We start from the raw sequence: 23,035 nt of genomic DNA on the forward strand, positions 1-23,035 counted from the left end.
ATCAGTCTCCCTCGGTGAGCAGGGTTTCGGAGCTGGCGAGCAGGTGGACCGCCCGGGCCATCAGGGCGTCGTCGCTCAGGTCGTCCAGTTCGTCGGATGGGGGCGCGGCGTGCGGTGCGGGCCCCTCGGCGCCGGGCGGCGCCCCGCCGGACGCGGCGTCGGCGGCACCCTCACGCTCGGGGGCGGGACGGGCGTCGAGCTCCGCGTCGAGGAACCGGGCGAACGACAGGGCGTTGGGGCACTCGAACATGACGGTCCCGGGCAGCTCGAAGCCCAGCTCCCGCTCGGCGCGGCGCTTGAGTTCCTGGGAGAGCACGGAGTCCATGCCCAGGTCGAAGAAGCCCTGCTCGGGCGCGACGTCGTCGGCGCCGCCCAGGACGTCCCCGGCCCACTCCAGCACCGCGTCCAGCAGTCGTTCCGTCCGGGCGTCGGCGGGCAGCGCCGCGACCTCGGCGACGAGCGCGGCCGCCGCACCGGTCCGTTCGGCGGGGGCGCCCGCCGGGTCGGCGGATTCTTCAGCCGGACCAGCCGGACCAGCCGGACCAGCCGGTTCGGCCGGTACAGCCGGTTCAGCCGGTTCGCCCGCCGCGACGTCGGCCGGGCCGATCCAGTGGCTGCGGCGCTGCCAGGCGTACCCGGGCAGCGGCACGACGCGGCGCGGACCGCCGCAGAGCCGGTCGAAGTCGACGGCGCAGCCGAGGACGTGCAGTGCGGCCGCCAGGTCCAGCAGGTCGGCGGCGTCCGGGGTGGTCCGCTGACCGCCGCCGGGGGTGCGCCGCACCGGGGTGGACAGCACGACGGCGTCCGCCCCCCGCCCGTCCAGGGCGGCCGACAGGAGCTGGGCGGCGGCGCTGCCGGTGCCCACGTCGAGGAGGGTCTGCACGCCGTCGGTGACGAGTTCGGCCGCCAGCGCGGGCCAGCCGCCGGCCGCCGAGTAGCGGGGCAGCCGCCCGGTGTGGCCGGCGGGCGGCGGGGTGCCGCCGGCGACGAGCAGCCGGGCCGCCTCGTCGAGGCCGAGCTCGCCGGCGGTGCAGGCCGCCGTCAGCTCCCCCACTCCGGCGCCGACCACGGCGTCGGGGCTGACCCCGAGCGCCACCCACAGGGCGGTCATGGCCAGTTGGCCGGCCCAGGCGAGTGCGGTCTCCTCCACCGTGCCCGGCGCGGGGTGCGGGGCGGCGGACTCCCACACCCGCACCGGTGAGAAGCCGAGCGCTCGGCGCAGGGCGGCGTCGGTCTCCGCGACGGTCGTCGTGAAGGCCCGCGCGGCCTCCCGGTCGCCCAGCAGCGCCGCCGCCAGGGGGGTGTCGGCGGCCGGGTCCAGCAGCTCGGCCCAGGGCAGGTCGGGGGCGGCGGTGCCGTGGACGAAGGCGAGGGTGCGTTCCTCGTCCGCGCCGACGATGCCCGCCCGCACCCGCGCGCCCGTCTCGCCCCGCTCGGCGGCGGTGAGCCGGCGGATGAGCTCGGCCCGGCTCTGCCCGACGACCGCCAGCCGGTGCTCGTGGTGGGTGCGGCGTGCGGCGGCCGTCCAGCACAGGTCGGCGAGTTCGGCGTCACCGGCGGCGGCCAGCCGGGCCCGCAGCCGCGCGGCGGTCTCGGCCAGCGCGGCGCCCGTGGTGGCCGAGGCGGTCAGCACGTGGGGCCGGGCGGGCCGTTCGGCGGCGTCCCCGGGCGTGCGGGCGGCGGCGGGGGCCTCCGCCAGGAGGACGTGGGCGTTGGTGCCGGTGAAGCCGAAGGCGCTGACCCCCGCGACGCGGGCGCGTGCCCCGCGCGGCCAGGGGACGGCGTCGGTGGCGACCCGTACGGGCAGCCGGTCCCAGGCGAGCTGCCGGGTGGGTTCCTCGACGTGCAGGTGCGCGGGGATGCGCTCGTGTCCCAGGGCGAGCGCGACCTTGATGAGGCCGGTGATCCCGGCGGCGGCCTCCAGGTGCCCCACGTTCGTCTTCACCGAGCCGATGACCAGGGGGCGGTCGGCGGGACGGCCGTCGCCGAGCGACGCGGCCAGGGCCCGGACCTCGACGGCGTCCCCGAGCCGGGTGCCGGTGCCGTGGGCCTCCACGTAGTCGACGTCCCCGGGCGCGAGGCCGGCCTGCTCGAGCGCCGTGCGCACGACCTCCTGCTGCGCCTCGCCGCTCGGGACGGTGAGGCCGCCGCTGGCCCCGTCCTGGTTCACCGCGCTGCCGCTCACGACTGCGTACACCCGGTCACCATCGGCAAGCGCCCTGGAGAGGGGCTTGAGAATGACCGCACCGGCGCCCTCACCGCGTCCGTAGCCGTCCGCCGCGTCGTCGAAGGTCTTGCAGCGCCCGTCGGGGGCCAGCGCGCCGGCGGCGGACATGGCGAGGAAGACCGTGGGGGTGGACATGACGTTGGCACCGGCGGCGACGGCGAGGTCGCTCTCCCCGGCCCGCAGGCTCTGGCAGGCCAGGTGCACGGCGGTGAGGGAGGAGGAGCAGGCGGTGTCCACGGCCATGCTCGGACCGCGCGTACCGAGGAAGTACGACAGCCGGCCGGCGGCGCCGCTGAAGGAGTTCCCGGTGCCGTAGTAGAGGTCCACGTCCGACGCGCGCCGGGTCACGAGCTGCTGGTAGTCGGTGGTGTTGAGGCCGACGAAGATCCCGGTGCGCCCGCCGCGCAGCCGTGGTGCCGGGACGCCGGCGTCCTCCAGCGCCTCCCAGGTGACCTCCATGAGGAGCCGCTGCTGCGGGTCCATGCTGCGGGCCTCCCGGGGGGAGACGCGGAAGAAGGTGTGGTCGAAGCCGTCGACGGCGTCCAGGAAGGAGCCGCGCGTGGTGACCACCGTGCCGGGTTCGGCAGCGCCGTCGGCGGCGTGCAGGGCCGTGGCGTCCCAGCGGTCGGCCGGTACGTCCCCGCTGGCGTCCCGGCGCGCCTCCAGCAGCGACCAGAAGCCGTCCGGGTCGCTGACGCCGCCGGGCAGCCGGCAGCCGATCCCGACGACGGCGATCGGCTCGGGCCCCCGGCGCTCCCCGGCCGAGGTGCCCGCCGGAGCGGGGCGGGGCGCGGCCGGGGCCGTGCCGTCGTCCGTCGGGCCCGGGTCGGGCAGCAGCGGCCGGACGTACGCGGTCAGGGCCTCGATGCTGGCGTGCTCCAGGACGTCGGCGGCGTCCAGCTCGCACCCCAGCTCCGCGCCCAGCCGGCGGGCGAGTTCGGCGACGGTGACGGAGTCCAGGCCCAGCTCGAAGAAGCCCCGGGTGCGCGGGAGCCGCTTGTCCGGGTCGTGGCCGAGGACCTCGGCCACGACCCGTGCGACGGTGTCCGCCTCGCTCCCCGCGTCCCGCCAGGCCCGGGTGGCCTGCCGGGCGTTCTCCGGGGTGGGGTGCGGGGCGGTCGGGGCCGCCGGGGCGGGGGCGGGCTCGGCCGCCCGCTGCTCGGCGACCGGCCGGGGCACACCGGTGACCTCGCCGATCAGCCGGTTGTCGGCGTCGTACAACCGCACCTCGGCCCGCAGCCCCTGCCCGCCGACGGCCGCGCCGCCCTGCCGCCCGCGCGGGACGCCGTCCAGCCAGTGCCGCTCGTCCGCCCAGCGGTGCGGCGGCAGGGTGTGCGGGCGCACCCCGCCGGGGTGGTCGGTGGACCAGTCGACGGGGGCGCCGTGCACGTGCAGCCGCGCCCGGGTGAGGGCCAGTTCGCGGCGGCCGTCCCGGCCCCGGGCCAGAGTGCTGGTCACCAGTCCCCCGCCGTCCCGCCCGGCGAGGGCCGATCGGATCGGGCGGCTCAGCACGGGATGCGCACCCAGCTCCACGAACGCCACGCCGCCGGGCGCCCGTTCGTCCAGTTCCCGCCGGACGGCGGGCCACAGCAGCACGGGCTCGCGCACACCGGCGGCCCAGTAGGCCGCGTCGTGCGTCACCTCCTCGCCGGGGGTGACCGTGGAGCGGAAGGGCACGGTGGGGGCGCGGGCGGTGAGGCCGTCGAGCGCCGCCTCCAGTGCGGCGGCGTGGGGAAGCATGAGCGGGCTGTGGAAGGCGTACGTCACCGGCAGCGGCGTCGTCGTCGCGCCCTGGGCGCGCAGCTCGGCGACCGCGCGTTCCACGGCCTCGGGCGGCCCGGCGAGCACCACGGACGCGGGGCCGTTGACGGTGGCCACGGCCACGTCCGGGTGTCCGTCGCCGAGGCGGTCGCGGATCTCCTCCGCGCCCAGTTCGACACTGACCATGCGCCCGGTCCCGGTGGCCCGCTGCATGACCCGCCCGCGCTCCACGATGAGCCGGGTGGCGTCGGGGAGGCTGAGGGCACCGGCGACGTGGGCGGCGGCGACCTCGCCCATGCTGTGCCCGATCACCGCGTCGGGGCGAACCCCGAGGGCGTCCAGCTGCGCGGCGAGCGCGACCTGCAGGGCGAAGACGGCGGGCTGGGCGACCTCGGTGGCCCGCAGCCTCGCCGGGTCGGGATCGCCCAGCGCGTCGAGCAGGGACCAGCCGGCGTGGTCGCGGATCAGGTCGGCGCACGCGTCGAGGGCGGTACGGAAGGCGGGCTCGCTCTCGTACAGGTCGAGCCCGGCGCCCGACCACTGCGAGCCCTGGCCGGAGAAGACGTACACCACGGGCAGCGGTGCGTCGGGGGCGCCGCCCGTCAGGGCGTTCGGGTGGGGCTCTCCGTCGCGGTGGGCGCGCAGGGCCTCGGTGAGGTCCTGCGCCGAGGCGCCGACGACGGCGAGCCGGGTGCGCAGCGGTGTGCGGCGGACGGCCGCGGCGGCGGTCACGGCGTCCAGCTCGGCGTCCCCGGCGCGCTCCACGTGGTCGGCGTAGTCCCCGGCCAGCGCGCGCAGCCCCGCCTCGGTGGAGGCGGAGAGCACCAGCGTCCGCCCGGCGTCCCGGCGTCCCGGCGCGGGGGGCGGCGGCTGCGGGGGCGCGGCGGACAGCAGCACGTGGGCGTTGGTTCCGGACAGTCCGAAGGCGCTGACCCCGGCGACGGCCTCGCTCTCCGCCGGCACCGGCAGCGGAGTGGGGTGCCGTGGGATGTGGATGCCGGAGCGGTCCCAGTCGATGAACGGTGAGGCCGTCCGGTGGTGGATCTGGCCCGGTGCCGTGCGGTGCCGCAGCACGAGGAGCGTCTTGAGCAGCCCGGCGATACCGGCGGCGGAGTCCATGTGGCCGAAGTTGGCCTTGTGCGAGCCGACGAGAAGCCGGCGGTCGTCCGGCCGGTCGTGGCTGATCACGTCGGTGAGCGCGGAGATCTCCAGCGGGTCGCCGAGCGGGGTGCCGGTCCCGTGGGCCTCCACGTAGGCGACGGCGTCGGCGGTCAGGCGGGCGTTGTCCAGCGCGCTGCGCAGCAGGTTCTGCTGCGCGACGGCGTTGGGCGCCATGAGCCCCGCGCTGTAGCCGTCCTGGTTGACCGCGCTGCCCCGGATGACACCGTGGACGCGGTCGCCGTCGCGCAGGGCGTCGGCGTAGCGCTTGAGCACGACGACGCCGCAGCCCTCACCCCGGACGATCCCGTCGGCCCGGGCGTCGAACGGCTTGCACCGGCCGGTGGGTGACAGCGCCTGCACCTTGCCCATGAAGACGGTCAGTTCGGGGGTGAGGATCGCGTTGACGCCGCCCGCCAGCGCGGTGTCCGCCTCTCCGGTGCGCAGGGCCTGGCAGGCGAGGTGCACGGCGACGAGGGAGGAGGAGCAGGCCGTGTTGACGGACATGGCCGGTCCGTGCAGGCCGAACAGGTAGGCGATGCGTCCGGCGGCGAAGCTGAACTCCTTGCCCGCCGCGAAGTAGGGGCCGACGCCGCCGATGCCCGAGGTCTTGGAGTGCAGCAGCAGGTAGTCGGAGCCGAGGATGCCCAGATGGACGCTGGTCCGGGTGCCGGCCCAGCGCTCCCGTGGGCCGCCCGCGTCCTCCAGCGCCTCGGCGGTGACCTCCAGCAGGAGGCGCTGCTGCGGGTCCATCTCGCGCGCGTCGCGCGGGGAGATGCCGAAGTACTCGGCGTCGAACCGGTCGATGTCCGTGAGGAAGCCGCCCTCACGGCAGTACGTGGTGCCCGGCGCCTTGGGGTCGTCGTCGTGGAAGGAGTCGTCCCAGCGGTCGGCGGGCACCTCACCCACCACGTCCACGCCGTCGGCCAGGACGCGCCACAGGCCGTCCAGGTCCCGGACGCCGCCGGGGAACCGGCAGCCGGCGCCGACGACGGCGATCGCGTGGGCGTCATCGGGCCGGAGTGCGGGGATGGTGAACGGCTCGGACATGCACAACTCCCGTAATTCAGCATCCGATGACTTCAGGTATGGTGCACAACCACTCGGCCAACGGTCGTAGAGGCACCTCGCGCCCGACTAGAGGACGGCCCTGAAGGCCCGTCCGGCCCGACGAGGGAGGAGAGACGATGGCGACGACACCGAGCACCGGGAGACCGGAGTCCCCGAGCGCACCGGGGCACGGCGGAGGGGGCGGCGGACGCGTGCGCGTCCTGTACTGCCTCGCCCACGCGGGCGGCAGCGCGATGCCCTACACGCGCTGGGCGAGCGCGCTCGGCCCCGCCGTCCGGGTGACGCCCCTGGAACTGCCCGGCCACGGCGCGCGGCTGCGTGAGCCGCTGCTCACCGACGTGGCCGCCCTGGTGGCCGACGTGGCCGCCCGCATCCGGCCCCAGGACGGGCCGTTCGCCCTGTTCGGGCACAGCTTCGGCGCCCTACTGGGCTTCGAGGTCGCCCGTCGGCTGACGGCGGCCGGCACCCCGCCGGACGCCCTGCTGGTCGCCGGACGCAACGGACCGGCCGAGCCGCTGTCGCACCGCCCGCTGCACGGCCTGCCGGACGACCGCTTCACCGACGCGCTGCACCGGCTCGGCGGGCTGCCCGACGCGCTGCTGCGGCAGCCGGAACTGCTGGCGATGTACCTGCCCGCGCTCCGCTGCGACCTGCGACTGGTGGAGACGTGGACCCGACGCCCGGGGCCGGCGCTCACCCTGCCGCTGGCCGCCTTCGCGGGGCGCCGCGACGTCCTGACCGACCCCCGGGGCGTCCTGGCGTGGGAGCGCGAGACGTCGGGCCCCTTCCAGCTGACCCTGCGCCCGGGCGGGCACTTCTTCGTCGCCGACGAGGGCTTTCCCCGGGCCCTGACCGCCGCACTGGCCGCGCTGACGGGACCGGACGGCGCACCGGGGACGGCCGCGGCGGCTCAGCCGTCGAACGGGGCCGGCAGCGCGCCGGTGAGGTAGCGCTGGAGGGTGGGGGCCACGCACGCGACCACGTCGTCCTGCGGCAGCGTGGCCAGCGGCCCGATCTCGACGATGTACCGCGTCATGGCGAGGCCCACGAGCTGCGAGGCCGCCAGGGACGCCCGCACGTCCGGGTGCGTCCGGCCGGTGGTCTTCGCGATCGGGACGAGGACCTCCTGGGTGATGAACTCGCGCAGGATGCGGGCCGCGGCCTCGTGGGAGGCGGCGGAGCGCAGGATGCTGCGCATCTGCCGAGCGGTGGTCTCCCCCTCCCACAGCCCGAGGAACGTGCGCACGAGCCGCTCCCCCATGCCGCGTACGCCCTTCCCGCCGAGCACGGCCTCGACCACGGCCTCGGGGTGGAGCGCGTCGTGTATCGACGCGGCGAACAGCCCCTCCTTGGAGAGGAAGAAGTGATGGATGAGCGCCGCGTCCACCCCCGCGTCGTTGGCGATGGCCCGCACGGACGCCCCCGCGTAGCCGTGCTCGGCGAACCTGCTCCGCGCGGCCTGGAGGATCGCCTGCCGACTCAGGGTGACACCCGGCCGGCGGCCGGTCCGCTTCCGGCCACCGCCGAGATCCTCCGCGATCTCGCCGGAGCCCTCCGCCCCATGAGGAGCCGACACCGCACCCACCTCCCGTCAGGCCATCACCTCATCAGATGGCGCTTCACTCTATGCCTGCCCGCTCCGACCTCCGCCCGACCTGCCGCGTGATCTGCCGCCCGATCCGCTGCCCGATTTGCAGGGCCGACTGTCGGGACGACCTATGGGGACGCCGTGGGGACGCCGTGGGGACGGCACCCACAATTCATCACCGAATCAATTAAAACGCACGAAAAACTCACCGTCCAGTGACCTCCTTCCCCATGTGACGCACCCGGCGCCCGTGTCCACGCCCGGGACGTGAGTGAGAGGCGAGCGGTCTTCCAGACCGGGCGTCCATGGTGGGCCACACGGCCGGGCAGGACGCCCGGCGACCATCTCGGCCAGTACGGAGGCACCAAGTGGCGGCACTCGACCGGGACGCGATCTACGCCGAGCTCAGCGCGTACATCCAGGAGCAGTTCCTCGGCGACAGCGGGGTCTCGGAGCTGAAGGCGGACACCCCGCTGCTGGAGTGGGGCGTCCTCACGTCCATGAACACCTCGCTCCTGCTCAGCTTCATCCGCAACGAACTGGGCGTGACCATCCCGCCGACGCACATCACCGGCAAGCACTTCCAGAACCTGACCACGATCACGGACATGGTCCACGAGCTGTCCCCGCAGCCCGCTGCCTGACAGGACGTCGGCGGCCAGACCCCCACCCACGCCGGCCGCGCCCGCACCACCGAGCACGATCCTCATCAGAACGGCAGAACGGAGTGCGTCGTGGACGCAGAGTTCGACATCGGCATCATCGGCGGCGGCCCTGCGGGATCGACGGCTGCCTCCTACCTCGCCAAAGCCGGCCTGAAGGTCGCCGTCTTCGAGGCGGACAACTTCCCCCGCGAACACGTCGGCGAGTCGCTGGTGCCGGCCACCACGCCGGTGCTCCTGGACATCGGCGCCATGGACAAGGTCGAGGCGGCGGGGTTCCCCAAGAAGTACGGGGCCGCCTGGACGTCCGCCGAGGACCGTGCCATCGACCACAACGGTTTCCGCGGCCTGGAGCACGACTTCCGCGCCGCCGAGGTGCTCTTCAGCGAGCGCGACCAGGCCGGGGTCGACCGGGACTACACCTTCCACGTCGACCGCGCCAAGTTCGACCAGATCCTCCTCAAGCACGCGGAGGAGCTGGGCGCGAAGGTGTTCCAGGGGGTGCACGTCGGCAAGGTCGACTTCGACGGTGAGCACCCGGTCATCGAGGCGAAGATCGGCCGGAGCAAGGCGCACGTGGCGGTCAGGATGGTGGTGGACGCCAGCGGCCGCCGCACCCACCTGGGCAGCCAGCTGAAGTTCAAGGTGCCGGACCCGGTGTTCAACCAGTACGCCGTCCACACCTGGTTCGACAACCTGGACCGCAAGGCGCTCGCGGTCAACAAGGACCAGGCGGACTACATCTTCATCCACTTCCTGCCGGTCTCCGACACCTGGGTGTGGCAGATCCCGATCACGGACACCATCACCTCCATCGGCGTCGTCAGCCAGAAGGCGCGCTTCAAGGAGTACGACGGTGACCGCGAGAAGTACTTCTGGGACACCGTCGCCAGCCGCCCCGAGCTGCTGGACGTCCTGAAGAACGCCGAGCGGGTCAAGCCGTTCAAGACCGAGGGCGACTACAGCTACGGCATGAAGCAGGTCGCCGGAGACAAGTTCGTCCTGATCGGCGACGCCGCGCGCTTCGTCGACCCGATCTTCTCCAGCGGGGTCAGCGTCGCGCTCAACAGCGCCCGCATCGCCTGCAAGGACATCATCGCGGCGGCCGAGGCCGGTGACTTCGGCAAGGAGCGCTTCGCCGCGTACGAGGAGAAGCTGCGGCGCGGGGTGAAGAACTGGTACGAGTTCATCTCGATCTACTACCGGCTGAACATCCTCTTCACGGCGTTCGTCCAGGACGACCGCTACCGTCTCGACGTGCTCAAGCTGCTCCAGGGCGACGTCTACGACGACGAGGAGCCGAAGGCCCTCGCGGCCATGCGGGAGATCGTCAAGGCGGTCGAGGAGGACCCGACCCACCTGTGGCACCCGTTCCTCGGCCAGCTCAAGGCGCCCTCGGCCGCGCCGAGTTTCTGACGCCGGCGCGACGCGCGGCGGGCCCGTACCGGGATGGTGTCCCGGGCGGGCCCGCCGCGCGCGTTGTCAGTGGCCCCACCTAGCGTCATGGGTGTTCGGGGCACGGCCGGTTCGGGCCGCTGCCGGGCAGGCGCATGGGGAGGCACCGGGATGCCGGGTACACCGGGGACGAAGACGTATCTGGAGCTGTCGCAGGACGGCGGTGGGGCGCACAAGTTCTACGAGGTGACCGTCGACGGGCTCGACGTGACGGTCCGCTACGGCCGTATCGGGGCGGGCGGGCAGGTGCAGAGCTCCAGCTTCGCCACCGAGGACAAGGCCCGTGCGGCGGCGCGTCGCAAGATCGCCGAGAAGGTGCGCAAGGGGTACGCCCCGGCCGTCCAGGGGGAGCGCGCGCCACGGGCGGTGACGCGTCGGCAGGTCTCCTCCGCGCCGTCCACGGCCCGCGCCGTCGCCCCCGTCCTGTGGCGCTTCCGCACCGGCTCGGCCGCCTTCGGCATCCACATCGACGAGGACCGGTGCTGGGTGGGCAACCAGGCGGGGGACGTCTACAACCTCAGCCACTCCGGTGACGTGCTCGCCCGCTACGCCCTGCCCGACGGCGTGAAGTGCCTCGTCGCGGACGACTTCTGGATCTACGCCGGCTGCGACGACGGCCAGGTGTACGACCTGTCGGGCAAGCTCCCCTTCGCCGCCTACGCCGTCTCCGACGACATCAACATCTTCTGGCTCGACATCCACGAGGGCGTGCTCCACGTCTCCGACCGTGCCGGCGGGCTGACCGTCATCGACCACGAGGACGAGCACCAGTGGGCCCGGCGCAGCCGGGGTGAGCACGCCTGGATGGTCCGCGCCGACGACGCCGGCGTCTACCACGGCCACCTGCGCGGGGTGACGGCCTACGCGCCCGGCGGGAGCGGCGAGCTGTGGCACACCCCGACCCAGGGCGGGGTGCTGTTCGGCTGGCAGGAGGACGACGCCGTCTACGCCGGTACCTCGCACCAGGTGGTGCACCGGCTCGACAAGGCCACGGGCGCGATCGGCGCGACGTACCGGTGCGACGGCGCCGTGTACTCCTGCGCCACCAGTCCGGGCGGCCGGTTCGTCTTCGCGGGGGACTCGCAGTCCTCGGTGTACTGCTTCGACGAACACGGGACGCGGCTGTGGAAGCTGGCCACCGGGGGCGGCTCGGCGCTGTCCATGCAGTACGCGGACGAGCGGCTGTTCCTCGTCACCACCGACGGCTCCCTGGTCTGTGTGGACGCGAGCGAGGCGGCGGTGGCGGCCGCGCAGCAGGGGTCCGTTCCCGTGGCCCGGGACGTGAAACTGGCCGAGGCCGTCCCCACCCGGTCACCGGCGGCGTGGACGGCCTCGGTGGAGTCCGTGGCGGCTCCGGCGGGCGGCATCGTCCTGGAGTGCGTCCAGGAGGCCGGGCGGCTGCGCGTGCACGTCGCCTCCCAGGGCTACCGCCGGGAGTGGAACGTCCAGTTCCCCCGCCAGCTCCGCGCGCCCGGGGCCCGGTACGTCGTGGACGCGGTGCACGAGTCCTCCAGCGGCTTCTACCGCGTCCGCGGGGACATCAAGCGCCTCGTCTGACGGGCGGGTGCCCGGCGGTCCGAAGAAGGTCAGAAAGGGTCAGAAGAGGACGGACATGAAGGAGCCGGCCTCGCGGAAGCCGACGCGCCGGTAGGCGGCCCGGGCGGGCGCGTTGAAGTCGTTCACGTAGAGGCTCACCACGGGGGCGAACTCCGCGAGGGCGAAGCGCAGCACGGCGGCCATGCCGCCGACGGACAGCCCCTGTCCTCGGCGGTCCGGGTGCACCCACACGCCCTGCACCTGGCAGGCGTACGGCGTCACGGCCCCGATCTCCGCCTTGAAGACGACCTCGCCCTCCTCGAAGCGGGCGAAGGCGCGGCCGGAGCCGACGAGCTCGGCCACCCGGGCCTGGTAGACGAGTCCGCCGTCCCCGGCCAGCGGGGAGACGCCGACCTCCTCGGTGAACATCGCCACGCAGGCCGGCATGAGCGTCTCCAGCTCGTCCTTGCGCACCCGGCGCACGGACGGGTCGGCGGTGACGTCGACGGCCGGGGTGCGGGTGAGCATCAGGGGCTGCCGGGGCCGCACCTCGCGGGCCGGGCCCCAGTGCGGCTCCAGGTGCGACCACAGGGCGGCGGTCGGCTCCGCCGGGCCCACGATGGACGAGCAGCGGCGGCCCTGGCGGCGGGCCCGCTCGGCGAACGCCGCCACCGCCTCCGGCCCGGCGCAGACGGGTACGAGGTTGGCGCCCGCGTAGCACAGCGACGTCAGCCGACCCCGGTGGAACCAGCCCCACATCTCGCCGCCCAACCGCCACGGGTCGAGCCCGGAGGACTGCACCCGGGCCGCCACGAAGGCGTTGGCGACCGGCTCCCGGTGCAGCACGGCCAGCGCCTCGTCCAGGTCGTCGGGCACGAGGGGCCGGGTGGAAGTCGTCGTCAACACGTGCGAAGGGTGCCTCACCGTGCGGGGCCCGAGGGGGGCCGAAGCGGTCGGAGATCGATCCCTCAGGGGGCGATTCTCCGCACTGTACCCCCGCTCCAGGGGCGGCGAGGGGCGGCGGCCGAGCACGGCGGGCGGCATGTCACCGTCAGGCGATGCTCACCTGCGGCTCGCCGGACATCACGCCGTCCTGCTCCATCTGCTCGGCGATCTTCATCGCCTCCTCGATGAGCGTCTCGACGATCTTCGACTCCGGCACCGTCTTGATGACCTCGCCCTTGACGAAGATCTGCCCCTTGCCGTTGCCGGAGGCGACGCCGAGGTCCGCCTCGCGCGCCTCGCCGGGACCGTTCACGACGCAGCCCATGACGGCGACCCGCAGCGGGACGTCCATCCCGGTGAGCCCGGCCGTGACCTCCTCGGCCAGCTTGTACACGTCCACCTGGGCACGGCCGCAGGACGGGCAGGAGACGATCTCCAGGCCGCGCTCGCGCAGCCCGAGGGACTCCAGGATCTGGATGCCGACCTTGATCTCCTCGACCGGCGGCGCGGACAGCGACACCCGGATCGTGTCGCCGATGCCCTCGCTGAGCAGCGCTCCGAATGCCACGGCCGACTTGATCGTGCCCTGGAACGCCGGGCCCGCCTCCGTCACCCCGAGGTGGAGGGGGTAGTCGCAACGCTCGGCGAGCTGCCGGTAGGCGTTGACCATGACGACCGGGTCGTTGTGCTTGACGGAGATCTTGATGTCGTGGAAGCCGTGCTCCTCGAAGAGGGAGCACTCCCACAGGGCCGACTCCACCAGGGCCTCGGGCGTCGCCTTGCCGTACTTGCGCAGCAGCCGCTTGTCCAGCGAACCGGCGTTGACACCGATGCGGATGGGGGTACCGGTCTGGGAGGCCGCCTTCGCGATCTCCTTGACCTTGTCGTCGAACTGCTTGATGTTGCCGGGGTTGACGCGGACCGCCGCACAGCCGGCGTCGATCGCGGCGAAGACGTACTTCGGCTGGAAGTGGATGTCGGCGATGACCGGGATCTGCGACTTGCGCGCGATCGTGGACAGGGCGTCGGCGTCGTCCTGCGTCGGGCAGGCGACCCGGACGATCTGGCAGCCGGACGCCGTCAGCTCGGCGATCTGCTGCAGCGTGGCACCGATGTCGGACGTGCGCGTCGTCGTCATCGACTGCACCGACACCGGCGCGTCGCCGCCCACCGCCACCGACCCGACCTGAATGGTGCGGCTGGCACGGCGCTCGGCGAGCTTGATCGGTACGGACGGCATTCCCAGCGCAATCGCTGTCATGTGGCGCAACCCCAAGGTGTGGTACTCGATGCCGTGATCGGCGGGCTCCAGCCCCGAGATTACGGCACACCACCGGGCCGGAGCACATCGAGCCCGGCGCCGCGCCCGAAGGGGGACGGCGCCGGGCGGCGGGCGTCCGCTTCCGGCCGGGTCAGCCCGCCAGCCGTACGGGATTGACCACGTCGGCGATCAGCACGAGCAGCGTGAAGCAGATGAAGACGCCCGCCACGACGTACGCGAAGGGCATGAGCTTCGCCACGTCGAACGGTCCCGGGTCGGGCCTGCGGAGCACCTTCGCGAAGAGCCGGCGCACCGACTCCCACAGGGCGCCGGCGATGTGACCGCCGTCCAGCGGCAGCAGCGGCAGCATGTTGAAGAGGAACAGCGACAGGTTGAACGCGGCGACGACGAACAGGAAGATCGCCACCCGCTGGGTGGGCGGGATGTCCAGCGCGACGATCTCGCCGCTCACCCGGGCGGCGCCGACGACCCCCACCGGGGAGTCCTGGGCGCGCTCCCCGCCGTTGAAGGCGGCGTCCCACAGCATCGGGATCTTCGACGGCACCGCGACCAGCGCCTCGGCGCCGTCCTCCATCATCTGGCCCATGCGGTCGACGGCCTGCGGGAAGGTCTGCTGCACGACGCCGCTCGCCGGGGCGAAGCCGAGGAAGTTGGCCGTGACGTACTCGCCGGGGACGTACTGCCCGTCCTCGTCGATCTTCGTGACGGTGTTCCGGATCGGCTCGGCCGTCAGCGTCCGCTGCTCGCCGTCGCGCTCGACGGTGATGGTGACCTGGCCGGAGCCGTCGCGGATGAGCCGCTGGAGCTCGTCCCACTCGGTGATCGCCACCCCGTTGTAGGCGACGATCCTGTCACCGGGGAGCAGCCCCGCGGCGTTGGCCGGCGTGGGCGGCGCGTTCTCGGGGCAGGTGTCGCTCTCCTCGTCGGCCGCGACCACGCACTTCGAGACGCTGGAGACCGTCGTCGTGGTGGTGTTGATACCGAAGGTCAGCAGCACCCCGAGGAAGATCGCCACGGCGAGGATCAGGTTCATGAACGGGCCGGCGAACATGACGATCACGCGCTTCCACGGCCTGCGCGTGTAGAACAGCCGCTTCTCGTCGCCGGGCCGGAGCTCCTCGTAGGCCGCCGAGCGGGCGTCCTCGATCATGCTGCGGAACGGGGACGTGGAGCGCTGCTGCAGCTTGCCGTCGTCGCCGGGCGGGAACATCCCGATCATGCGGATGTAGCCGCCGAGGGGGATCGCCTTGATCCCGTACTCCGTCTCCCCCTTGCGGCGGGAGAAGAGCGTCGGCCCGAAGCCCACCATGTACTGCGGGACGCGGATGCCGAACATCTTCGCCGTGGACAGGTGGCCCAGCTCGTGCCAGGCGATGGAGAGGAGCAGGCCCAGAACGAAGACGACTATCCCGAGGATCGTCATGAGAGCCGTCGTCATGGGCGGGCCTCCGCTGTCGTGGTCATGGCGCGCTTCGCCAGTTCGCGGGCGCGTGCGCGCGCCCACGTCTCCGCGTCGAGGACGGCGTCCAGGGTGAGCGCGTCACGTGAGGGTGTGCCGTGTTCCTCGACCACAGCCGTCACCGTATCCATGATTGCGGTGAACGGCAGCCCACCCGTGAGGAACGCCTCCACGCACTCCTCGTTGGCCGCGTTGTACACGGCCGGGGCCGTGCCGCCGAGCCCGCCCACGTGTGCGGCCATCGGCACGGAGGGGAAGGCCTCCTCGTCCAGCGGGTAGAAGTCCCAGCTCATGGCCTTCGTCCAGTCGTAGACGGGGCCGGCGTCCGGGACGCGCCGGGGCCAGCCGAGGCCCAGGGCGATCGGGAGCCGCATGTCCGGCGGGCCGCACTGCGCGAGCGTCGACCCGTCGGTGAACTCCACCATCGAGTGGATGGCCGACTGCGGATGGACGACCACCTGGATGCGGTCGAAGGGCACGTCGTAGAGCAGGTGCGCCTCGATCACCTCCAGCCCCTTGTTGACCAGCGTGGCCGAGTTGACCGTGACCACCGGGCCCATGGCCCACGTGGGGTGGGCCAGGGCCTCCTTCGGGGTGACGTGCGCCAGCTCGGCGCGCGTCCGGCCGCGGAAGGGCCCGCCCGACGCCGTGACCAGCAGCTTGCGCACCTCGCGTCGGGCCCCGCCCAGCAGCGCCTGGAAGAGGGCGGAGTGCTCCGAGTCCACCGGCACGATCTGTCCGGGGGCGGCGACGGCCTTCACCAGCGGCCCGCCGACGATGAGCGACTCCTTGTTGGCCAGCGCCAGGACGCGGCCCGCCTCCAGCGCGGCGAGCGTCGGGCGGAGCCCGATGGAACCGGTGATGCCGTTGAGCACGGTGTGGCACGGCGAGGCGGCCAGCTCCGTCGCCGCGTCCGGCCCCGCCAGCACCTCGGGGATCGGCTCCCCCGGGCCGTACTCCGCCCGCAGTGCCTGCCGCAGCTCCGGCGCCTTGTCCGCCTGCGCGACGGCGACCGTGCGCACCTGGAGCCGGTGCGCCTGCCCGGCCAGCAGCCCGATCCGTCCCCCGGCGGCGGAGAGACCCGTCACCCGGAAGCGCTCCGGGTTGCTCAGCACGACGTCGATCGCCTGCGTGCCGATCGACCCCGTCGACCCCAGGATGACGACATCCCGTGGCCCTTCCTGCGTACCGTCCCCCACGGGGTAGCTGACATGCGGGTCAGCGAGCATCTCCGTCATCCCCCCATTGTGTCCGCTCGCCGGGACACGGTGTACGGGCCCCTCCGGGCGACGTGCGGAACACCGTCGCCCGATTCACCGGACGCTCGCGAGGGTGCGTGCTAGGGTGGAAACCAGTTGCAGTTTTGGTACCCATGAACGTGATGTGCGCCGGACGGGACGTGACCCTCTGGCGCATTTTGTTTTCCCGGTCATCTCCGGATGGGCTCAATGCGGCGACCCGGAAGGCGCACCGGCGCCTTTCGATCTGCACCCCCTGAAAAGGAGATGGACATGGCTACCGGCACCGTGAAGTGGTTCAATTCGGAAAAGGGTTTCGGGTTCATTCAGCAGGACGGCGGCGGCGCCGACGTCTTCGCCCACTACTCGAACATCGCCACCCAGGGCTTCCGTGAGCTGACCGAGGGCCAGAAGGTCTCGTTCGACGTCACGCAGGGCCAGAAGGGCCCGCAGGCCGAGAACATCGTCCCTGCCTGACGATCGGCTCACCCGAGGGCCGGGTCCGCACTCCACGGGGTGCGGACCCGGCCCTCGGTCGTTCCCGCCGCCCCTTCGCGTTCACCCGGACGGGGGCCCGCCCGTTTCCCCGCTCGGGCCCCGGGTACCTCCGGCCTCCGTTCCGCCCGCACGTGGGCGGGCCATCTTCGGTTCGTGACGCCCCACCGCCCCGGCGTCCGGCTCCCCCTGCGGGGCCGGACGCCGGGGCGGGCGTGGTGGTGCGGTGGCGCTGTCAGAGAGCGATGCCGGTGAGGACGAGGACGCGCTCGTAGGTGTAGTCCTCCATGGCGAAGCGGACGCCCTCACGCCCGACGCCGGACTGCTTGGCACCGCCGTAGGGCATCTGGTCCGCGCGGTAGGAGGGGACGTCGCCGACGATCACGCCGCCGACCTCCAGCTCGCGGTGGGCCCGGAACGCCGCCTGGACGTCGTGGGTGAAGACGCCCGCCTGGAGGCCGTACTTGGAGTCGTTGACGGCGGCGAACGCCTCCGCCTCGCCCTCCACCCGGGTGAAGCTCATGACCGGGCCGAAGACCTCCTCACGGCCGAGCTGGGTGTCGGCGGGCACGTTCTCCAAGGCCGTCGGGGCGTAGGTGGCGCCGTCGCGCTTGCCACCGGTCAGCAGCCGGGCCCCGGCGTCGACGGCTTCCTGGACCCAGGTCTCGACCCGCTGGGCGGCGTCCTCGCTGACGAGCGGGCCGACGTCGGTGGCGTCGTCGGAGGGGTCGCCCGTGTGGAGGGCCTCCACGGCGGCGACGACGCGCGGCACGAGCCGGTCGTAGACGGCCGCGTCGGCGATGACGCGCTGCACCGAGATGCAGGACTGGCCGCCCTGGTAGTTGGAGAAGGTCGCGATGCGCTGCGCGGCGAAGTCCAGGTCGGCGTCGGAGGCGAAGTCGGCGAGGACGACGGCGGCGCCGTTGCCGCCGAGCTCCAGGGTGACGCGCTTGCGCGGCACGGAGTCGAGGATGGCGAAGCCGACCGGCTCCGAGCCGGTGAAGGAGATGATGGGCAGCCGCGGGTCCTGGACGAGGGCGGGCATCTTCTCGTTGGCCACCGGCAGGACGGACCAGGAGCCGGCCGGCAGGTCGGTCTCGGCCAGCAGCTCGCCCAGCACCAGCGCGGACAGCGGGGTGGCCGGGGCGGGCTTGAGGATGATCGGGGTGCCGACGGCGATGGCCGGGGCGACCTTGTGCGCGCACAGGTTGAGCGGGAAGTTGAACGGCGCGATACCGAGCACCGGGCCGTGCGGGAAGCGGCGGGTGAGGGCCAGACGTCCGGTGCCGCCCGCGTCGGCGTCCAGGCGCTGGGCCTCGCCGCTGTTGAAGCGGCGCGCCTCGTCGGCGGCCCAGCGGAAGACGGACACGCAGCGCGCGACCTCGCCCCGGGCCCACTTCACGGGCTTGCCGTTCTCGGCGCTGATCAACGCGGCGATCTCCTCGGCGCGCTCACCGAGCCGCTTCACCACGTGGTCGAGCGCCGCCGCGCGGGTGTGCGCGGGGGCGGCGGAGAACTCGGCCGCGACGGCCTCGGCCGCCGCCACCGCCTCCTCGACCTGGGCGTCGGTGGGCACGCTGACCCGGCCGACGGTCCGGCCGTCCCAGGGGGAGGTCACCTCAAGGGTGTCGTCGCCGGTCGCCTGTCGGCCGGCGAGCCAGAACGGGTGCGTGGAAGTCGCGTCGGTCACTGCGATACCGGCCTTCCGGGTCGGGGTGGGATGTGCTCCTTGCTGGCCACGTTAGGGGCAGCGCGCCGGGGTGTGTCTTGTCCGGCACGGAGCAGTGCCGAGCCGTGTCGCGCCGATTCGTCAGGGGCGCACGGGCTCGGTGCGTGGGGACCGGAGCGCACCGGGCGCGGACGACGGACCACGGACCACGGCCCACGGCCCACGGACCACGGGCTGTCTCAGCCGGGGCGCGTGTCCGACGCCTTCAGTGCGAGCCAGAGCTCCATGCGGGCGTCGGGGTCGTCGAGCGAGCGGCCCAGGATCTCCTCGACGCGCCGCATGCGGTAGCGCAGGGTGTGCCGGTGGACGCCGAGGTCGGCGGCGGCGGCGTCCCACTGTCCGTGCCGGGACAGCCAGGCGCGCAGCGACGCGACGAGGTCACCGCGCCCGCTGGCGTCGTGCTCGCGCAGCGGGCGCAGGGCGCCTTCGGCGAAGGCCCGGACGGCGTCGTCGGCCAGCAGCGGCAGCACCGAACCGGCGGCCATCTCCTCGTGCTCCACGAACGGCACCCCACGCCGCCGGGCCACCGACAGCGCCTGTTCGGCCTGCCGGAACGCCGTGGCCGCCTCCGCCGCGGCGGTGGGCGGGGAGACGCCGACGGCCACCACTGACTCCCCCACCGCCCGCGCGTGCCGGGCACAGGCTTCCAGGGCCGCCCCGCCGTCCGCCGCCAGGACGACCAGGCGGCCGGCGTCCGCGGCGGCCAGGACGGTCTCCCCCCGGCGTGCGGCACCGGACTCGACCACCTCCGCCAGGGCGTCCAGCGCTTCGGGTGCCTCCGGTGCCTGCGGGGACGGCGTGCCGGAGCCGCCCGTGGTGTCCTCGGCGAGGACGACGCGCAGCGGGCCGTCGAGGAGCGGGCCGTACAGCGGGCCCGCGACGTCGTGGGCGTGCCCGGTCTCGCCGCCGCGCAGCATGCGCACCAGTGCGCCGCCCAGGCGCTGTTCGGCGGCCTGGAGCGCGCGGGAGCGTTCGGTGGTGAGGGTGAGCAGGGCGACGGCGGAGTTGACGGCGTACCGCGCGGCGGTGCCGGGCGGCGCGTCCGTGCCGACCGCCAGGACGGCCCTGGTGCGGCGGGAGCTGCCCACGGACTGCAGCTCGACGCGGTCGTCCCCGTCCGCGCTGACGACCGCGCTGGCCGGGGCGGGCCGGTCGCGCAGCCGCTCGACGTCGGCGGTGAGCCGTCCGGCGCGGCGCGCGGCCCAGGACGGGGCCGCCGCCACCAGCGCGCCGGAGACGTCGAAGAGCGCGGCCCAGCCGCCGACGTGGGTGGCGAGGCGGGCCAGCAGGGCGGCGGGCCCCTCGGCGGACAGGGCCGCCCGGGTCAGCTCCCGCTGGGCCTCGAACCCGGCGGTCACCGAGCGGTACTGGTCGGCCGCGATGGCGGCGGAGACGGCCTTGGTGATCGCGATGAACGGCGTCCGCCGGGGCACCTCCAGAAGCGGGAAGTCCTCGGCGCGAGCGGCGTCGACCAGCGCGGCGGGGACGTGCTCGTAGTTGACGCCCGCCGCGAACCCCAGGCCCACGACACCGGCGGCCACCAGCCGTCGCACATAGGCGGCCATCGCCGCCGGATCCTCCGCGTCGAGCTTCATCGCCGTGACGAGCAGGAGCTCCCCGCCGTCCAGATAGGGCACCGGGTCGGTCAGCTCGCTCACCTGCGCCCAGCGCACCGGCGCGTCCAGCCGGTCGGAGCCGGCGAGCACGGTCAGCTTGAGGGCGGAGTGCTGGACGAGGGAGGCGAGGGTGGGCTGCATGGTGCGGACCGATCGGGCTCGGGAGGTGCGGCGGGTTTTGTCCGCACGGTAGTGCGAATGCCCGCCGACTTGGCCTCAGCGTACAGCTCAGGGCCGTCCCGCGCCGCCGCCCAGCCGGGCCAGCAGCGGGGGCCCGGCCTCGCCGCCGACGGAGGTCAGCGACAGCACCGCGTGGCCCGGGGGCACGTGGTGGGCCAGGTCCGACGCCGACCAGCGCTCCCGCCGCACCTTCCGGACGGTGACGGAGGTCGTCGTGGCCCGCACCCCGGTGAACGCCGTCCGCACCGCACGGAGCGCGCGCTTCAGGCCGCCGCCGGAGAAGTCGGGGTTGCGGGTGACGTCCTCGGTCTCCACCCAGTCCTGGCCCCAGGCCCGGGCGAAGACCTCGCCGTCCCAGGTGGTGACGCCGGAGAGGACGACCTTGCAGCCGACGGTGCCGATGAGCGCGGCGCGCAGCGCCTCGGGCACGTCGTCGAGGGTGCGCAGCGTCAGCACCGCCCCGGCGTTGGCCGAGCGCAGCTGCCGCAGCCCCCGCACGGCGTCCGGGGTGACGGTGTGCTCGGCGTCGTCCAGCACGAGGCAGGCGAACAGCGAGCGGTCGTCGCGCGCGGTCACACCGGCGGTGAACTGGGCGAGGATCAGCCGGGAGAGGATGCGCGACGCCTCGGCGTGGCCGCGTTCGGGGAGGTCCACCCGGACGCGCAGCGGATGCTGGAGCGTGCGCAGCGAGAACGGTTGCGGACCGCTGCCGCGGCCGGTGCCGCCCCCGAAGAAGCCGTCGAACGCCGGGCGCAGCAGCACCGCGAGCCGATCGGCGAGGAGCGCGCCCGGGTCGCCGGGCCGGCCGGCGTTCCGGGAGCGCGCGTCGAGTTCGCGCTGCTGCCCGAACTCCCCGGCGGCGTCCAGGGCCTCGCGCAGCCCGGCCACGGCGACGGCGTCCCCGTCCAGCAGGTCGCGCAGGGCGCGCAGCGGCGGGAAGTGCCCGTGGGCGGCCTGGTAGGGGCCGAGGAGCTGGGCGAGGGCGGCGGACGCGGCACGGCGGTCGGCGGCGTCCGGGCCGATCAGGGCCTCGGTGAGGAGGGCCGCCGCCTCGTCCGGGTCGGTCGTGCCGCCGTACGGGTCGAGGTCATGGGTGGAGCGGGGGTCGCCGAGCCGGACGACGACGTCGAACGCGTCGTCCGGCGCGAGGGCGGCGCGGGCCGTCCCGACGGCGACGACGGCGGCCTGGCCCGCGAGAGCCTGCAGGCAGAGCGCCTCGACGGCGGGCCGCACGATCCGGCCCGTCTTGCCGGACCCGGGCGGGCCCACGGCCAGCAGCGACGTGCCGAGCAGCGCTGGGCTGAGGGCCAGCGCGCAGTCCCGGTGCCGGTAGGGGTTGCGGCGGTCGTCCAGGGCCCGGCCGATGCGCACCTGTCCCGTCAGCAGGTCGTGGGCGGCGGTGCGGACGGACAGGTCGCGGGCGCCGGAGGGGTGGAGGAAGGCCGCCGCACCGCGCTCGCGCACCGCGTCGGCGAAGGCGGGGAGCGCGTCGGGCCGGGAGCGCACGGTGCGCCAGACGCGTTCGACGCGGACGTAGTCCAGGTCGCTCGCCCGGCCGCCGCGCACGTCGGCGGTGAGCCGGTCGGCGGGCTCGGTGAGCCCGGCGGCGCGCAGCTCGGGCCACTCGTCCGGCAGGGCGTCGGTGGAGCGCTCGGGCATCGGCGTCCACGGCTCGGCCTCGGCCCGGGCCGCCGGACGGTGCCACAGCCGCCGCCAGCCGCCCGCCTTCGCCGCCAGGAGGAGGAGCAGGAGTGTGAAGAGGACGTAGTAGACGTTGTAGGCGACGACGTAGGGCGTCGTCTGCACCGGCTCCCGCCAGCTGTCGGGGGTGAGCCAGTCCAGCGGGGCGAGCCAGAACGTCCAGCCGCCGTCGCTGAAACACAGCACCCACACCACGGCGGCGGCGAGCAGGGCGAGGAGGGCCCTGCGGTGGGGACGAACGGCGCGGGCCGCCCTCACGAGCACCGCACCACGCCGCCGCCACCGCTTCGAGGCGTACCGCCGCAGGACCCGGGGCCAGCGGCCGTAGCGTCCCGCGAGCCACCCGACGGGCAGCAGGACGAGCAGGTGCACCGTCCACGCCAGGAGCAGCACGAGGAAGGCCGAGCCGCCCCCGTCGTACCAGGAGGTGGGCAGCGCCGCGTAGATCCAGGCGACGAACGGGAGGTACTCGTTGACGCTCAGCGAGCCGATCAGCAGCGCGCACAGCAGGGCCAGCAGCGCGCCGCCGAGGAGCTGCCGCTCGGGCACGTCCTCCGGCTCCTCGGCCGGCCGGGGCCGGTGGCCGTACCGCCAGATACCGGGGGCGGCCTCGGGCCGGGGGGTGCGGAGCCAGGTCACCAGGGGGGCGAGCGCCTCCCGGGGCGCCTGGCGGGGCATGGGCGGCGCGGCCGGGGGCGGGGGCACCGCCATGCCTCCGGTGAAGGGGGGCCGCGCCGAGTCGGGTCGGGCGGAGGTGGACCGGGCGCGGGGATCACCGCCGCCCGGTGCCGTGCCGCCGTACAGCCCGCCGCCCGCGCCGCCGTCCGCGCTCATCTGCCGTTCCGCCCCCTGCCAGCCCGCCGTTGTGGGTGTCGCGGCCCCAATCTAGACCCTGCCGCCCACCCTCGGGGCGGGGTGGCAGGACCTGTCCG

Annotated in this window: 14 protein-coding genes; 5 read left to right on the top strand and 9 right to left on the bottom strand. The window is 74.2% G+C overall.

The genetic code is table 11. From position 1 onward, the window contains the following. Position 1 precedes the first annotated feature (1 nt). Positions 2-6,196, bottom strand: a complete 6,195-nt coding sequence (locus V6D49_RS04875; protein ID WP_340557432.1) for a type I polyketide synthase — start codon at positions 6,194-6,196, stop codon at positions 2-4. 137 nt (positions 6,197-6,333) lie between these two features. Here V6D49_RS04875 and V6D49_RS04880 point away from each other — a divergent pair, with 137 nt between their 5' ends. Then, positions 6,334-7,167 carry a thioesterase II family protein gene (locus V6D49_RS04880; RefSeq protein WP_340557434.1) on the top strand — a complete coding sequence of 278 codons (834 nt, stop codon included), beginning with the start codon at positions 6,334-6,336 and terminating at the stop codon, positions 7,165-7,167. Here the strand turns inward: V6D49_RS04880 and V6D49_RS04885 are convergent. Beyond that, positions 7,128-7,793 carry a TetR/AcrR family transcriptional regulator gene (locus V6D49_RS04885; protein ID WP_340557436.1) on the bottom strand — a complete coding sequence of 222 codons (666 nt, stop codon included), beginning with the start codon at positions 7,791-7,793 and terminating at the stop codon, positions 7,128-7,130. The genes V6D49_RS04880 and V6D49_RS04885 overlap by 40 nt on opposite strands. A gap of 380 nt (positions 7,794-8,173) precedes the next feature. Here V6D49_RS04885 and V6D49_RS04890 point away from each other — a divergent pair, with 380 nt between their 5' ends. From V6D49_RS04890 to V6D49_RS04900, 3 genes are all read left to right on the top strand, one after another. Next, positions 8,174-8,449: an acyl carrier protein gene (locus tag V6D49_RS04890; RefSeq protein ID WP_340557438.1), complete on the top strand. Its 276-nt coding sequence runs from the start codon at positions 8,174-8,176 to the stop codon at positions 8,447-8,449. Between the two features lie 90 nt (positions 8,450-8,539). Then, positions 8,540-9,883 (top strand): NAD(P)/FAD-dependent oxidoreductase, encoded by a 1,344-nt coding sequence (locus tag V6D49_RS04895; RefSeq protein WP_340557440.1) that lies wholly within the window; start codon positions 8,540-8,542, stop codon positions 9,881-9,883. A gap of 150 nt (positions 9,884-10,033) precedes the next feature. After that, the gene (locus V6D49_RS04900) at positions 10,034-11,479 is read left to right on the top strand and encodes a WGR domain-containing protein (protein ID WP_340557442.1); all 1,446 of its coding nucleotides are present in this window, start codon (positions 10,034-10,036) and stop codon (positions 11,477-11,479) included. A gap of 39 nt (positions 11,480-11,518) precedes the next feature. Here the strand turns inward: V6D49_RS04900 and V6D49_RS04905 are convergent, their stop codons facing one another. From V6D49_RS04905 to dxr, 4 genes are all read right to left on the bottom strand, one after another. After that, entirely contained in the window at positions 11,519-12,364 is an 846-nt protein-coding gene (locus V6D49_RS04905; protein WP_340557443.1) for a GNAT family N-acetyltransferase, read from the bottom strand. A 145-nt stretch (positions 12,365-12,509) separates the two neighbouring features. Continuing rightward, complete coding sequence (gene ispG, locus V6D49_RS04910; protein WP_340557444.1) at positions 12,510-13,664, bottom strand: flavodoxin-dependent (E)-4-hydroxy-3-methylbut-2-enyl-diphosphate synthase; 1,155 nt, start codon at positions 13,662-13,664, stop codon at positions 12,510-12,512. A 151-nt stretch (positions 13,665-13,815) separates the two neighbouring features. Beyond that, positions 13,816-15,123 (bottom strand): M50 family metallopeptidase, encoded by a 1,308-nt coding sequence (locus tag V6D49_RS04915; protein WP_340557445.1) that lies wholly within the window; start codon positions 15,121-15,123, stop codon positions 13,816-13,818. Next, the gene (gene dxr / locus V6D49_RS04920) at positions 15,120-16,382 is read right to left on the bottom strand and encodes a 1-deoxy-D-xylulose-5-phosphate reductoisomerase (protein WP_340557447.1); all 1,263 of its coding nucleotides are present in this window, start codon (positions 16,380-16,382) and stop codon (positions 15,120-15,122) included. The genes V6D49_RS04915 and dxr overlap by 4 nt, the downstream gene beginning before the upstream one ends. Positions 16,383-16,655: 273 nt before the next feature. Between dxr and V6D49_RS04925 the strand changes: the two genes are divergently transcribed. Continuing rightward, entirely contained in the window at positions 16,656-16,859 is a 204-nt protein-coding gene (locus V6D49_RS04925) for a cold-shock protein (RefSeq protein ID WP_191212109.1), read from the top strand. A gap of 253 nt (positions 16,860-17,112) precedes the next feature. On the opposite strand, the gene V6D49_RS04930 is transcribed toward V6D49_RS04925, so the two are convergent. From V6D49_RS04930 to V6D49_RS04940, 3 genes are all read right to left on the bottom strand, one after another. Then, positions 17,113-18,567, bottom strand: coding sequence for an aldehyde dehydrogenase family protein (locus tag V6D49_RS04930; RefSeq protein WP_340557448.1), 1,455 nt, complete (start codon positions 18,565-18,567; stop codon positions 17,113-17,115). Between the two features lie 218 nt (positions 18,568-18,785). Next, the gene (locus V6D49_RS04935; RefSeq protein ID WP_340557451.1) at positions 18,786-20,363 is read right to left on the bottom strand and encodes a PucR family transcriptional regulator; all 1,578 of its coding nucleotides are present in this window, start codon (positions 20,361-20,363) and stop codon (positions 18,786-18,788) included. Between the two features lie 87 nt (positions 20,364-20,450). Next, on the bottom strand, positions 20,451-22,937 hold the full coding sequence (locus V6D49_RS04940; RefSeq protein ID WP_340557453.1) for an ATP-binding protein: 2,487 nt from the start codon (positions 22,935-22,937) through the stop codon (positions 20,451-20,453). Positions 22,938-23,035: the final 98 nt, after the last annotated feature.

It is taken from the genome of Streptomyces sp. GSL17-111, from assembly GCF_037911585.1.
Taxonomy (GTDB): Bacteria; Actinomycetota; Actinomycetes; order Streptomycetales; family Streptomycetaceae; genus Streptomyces.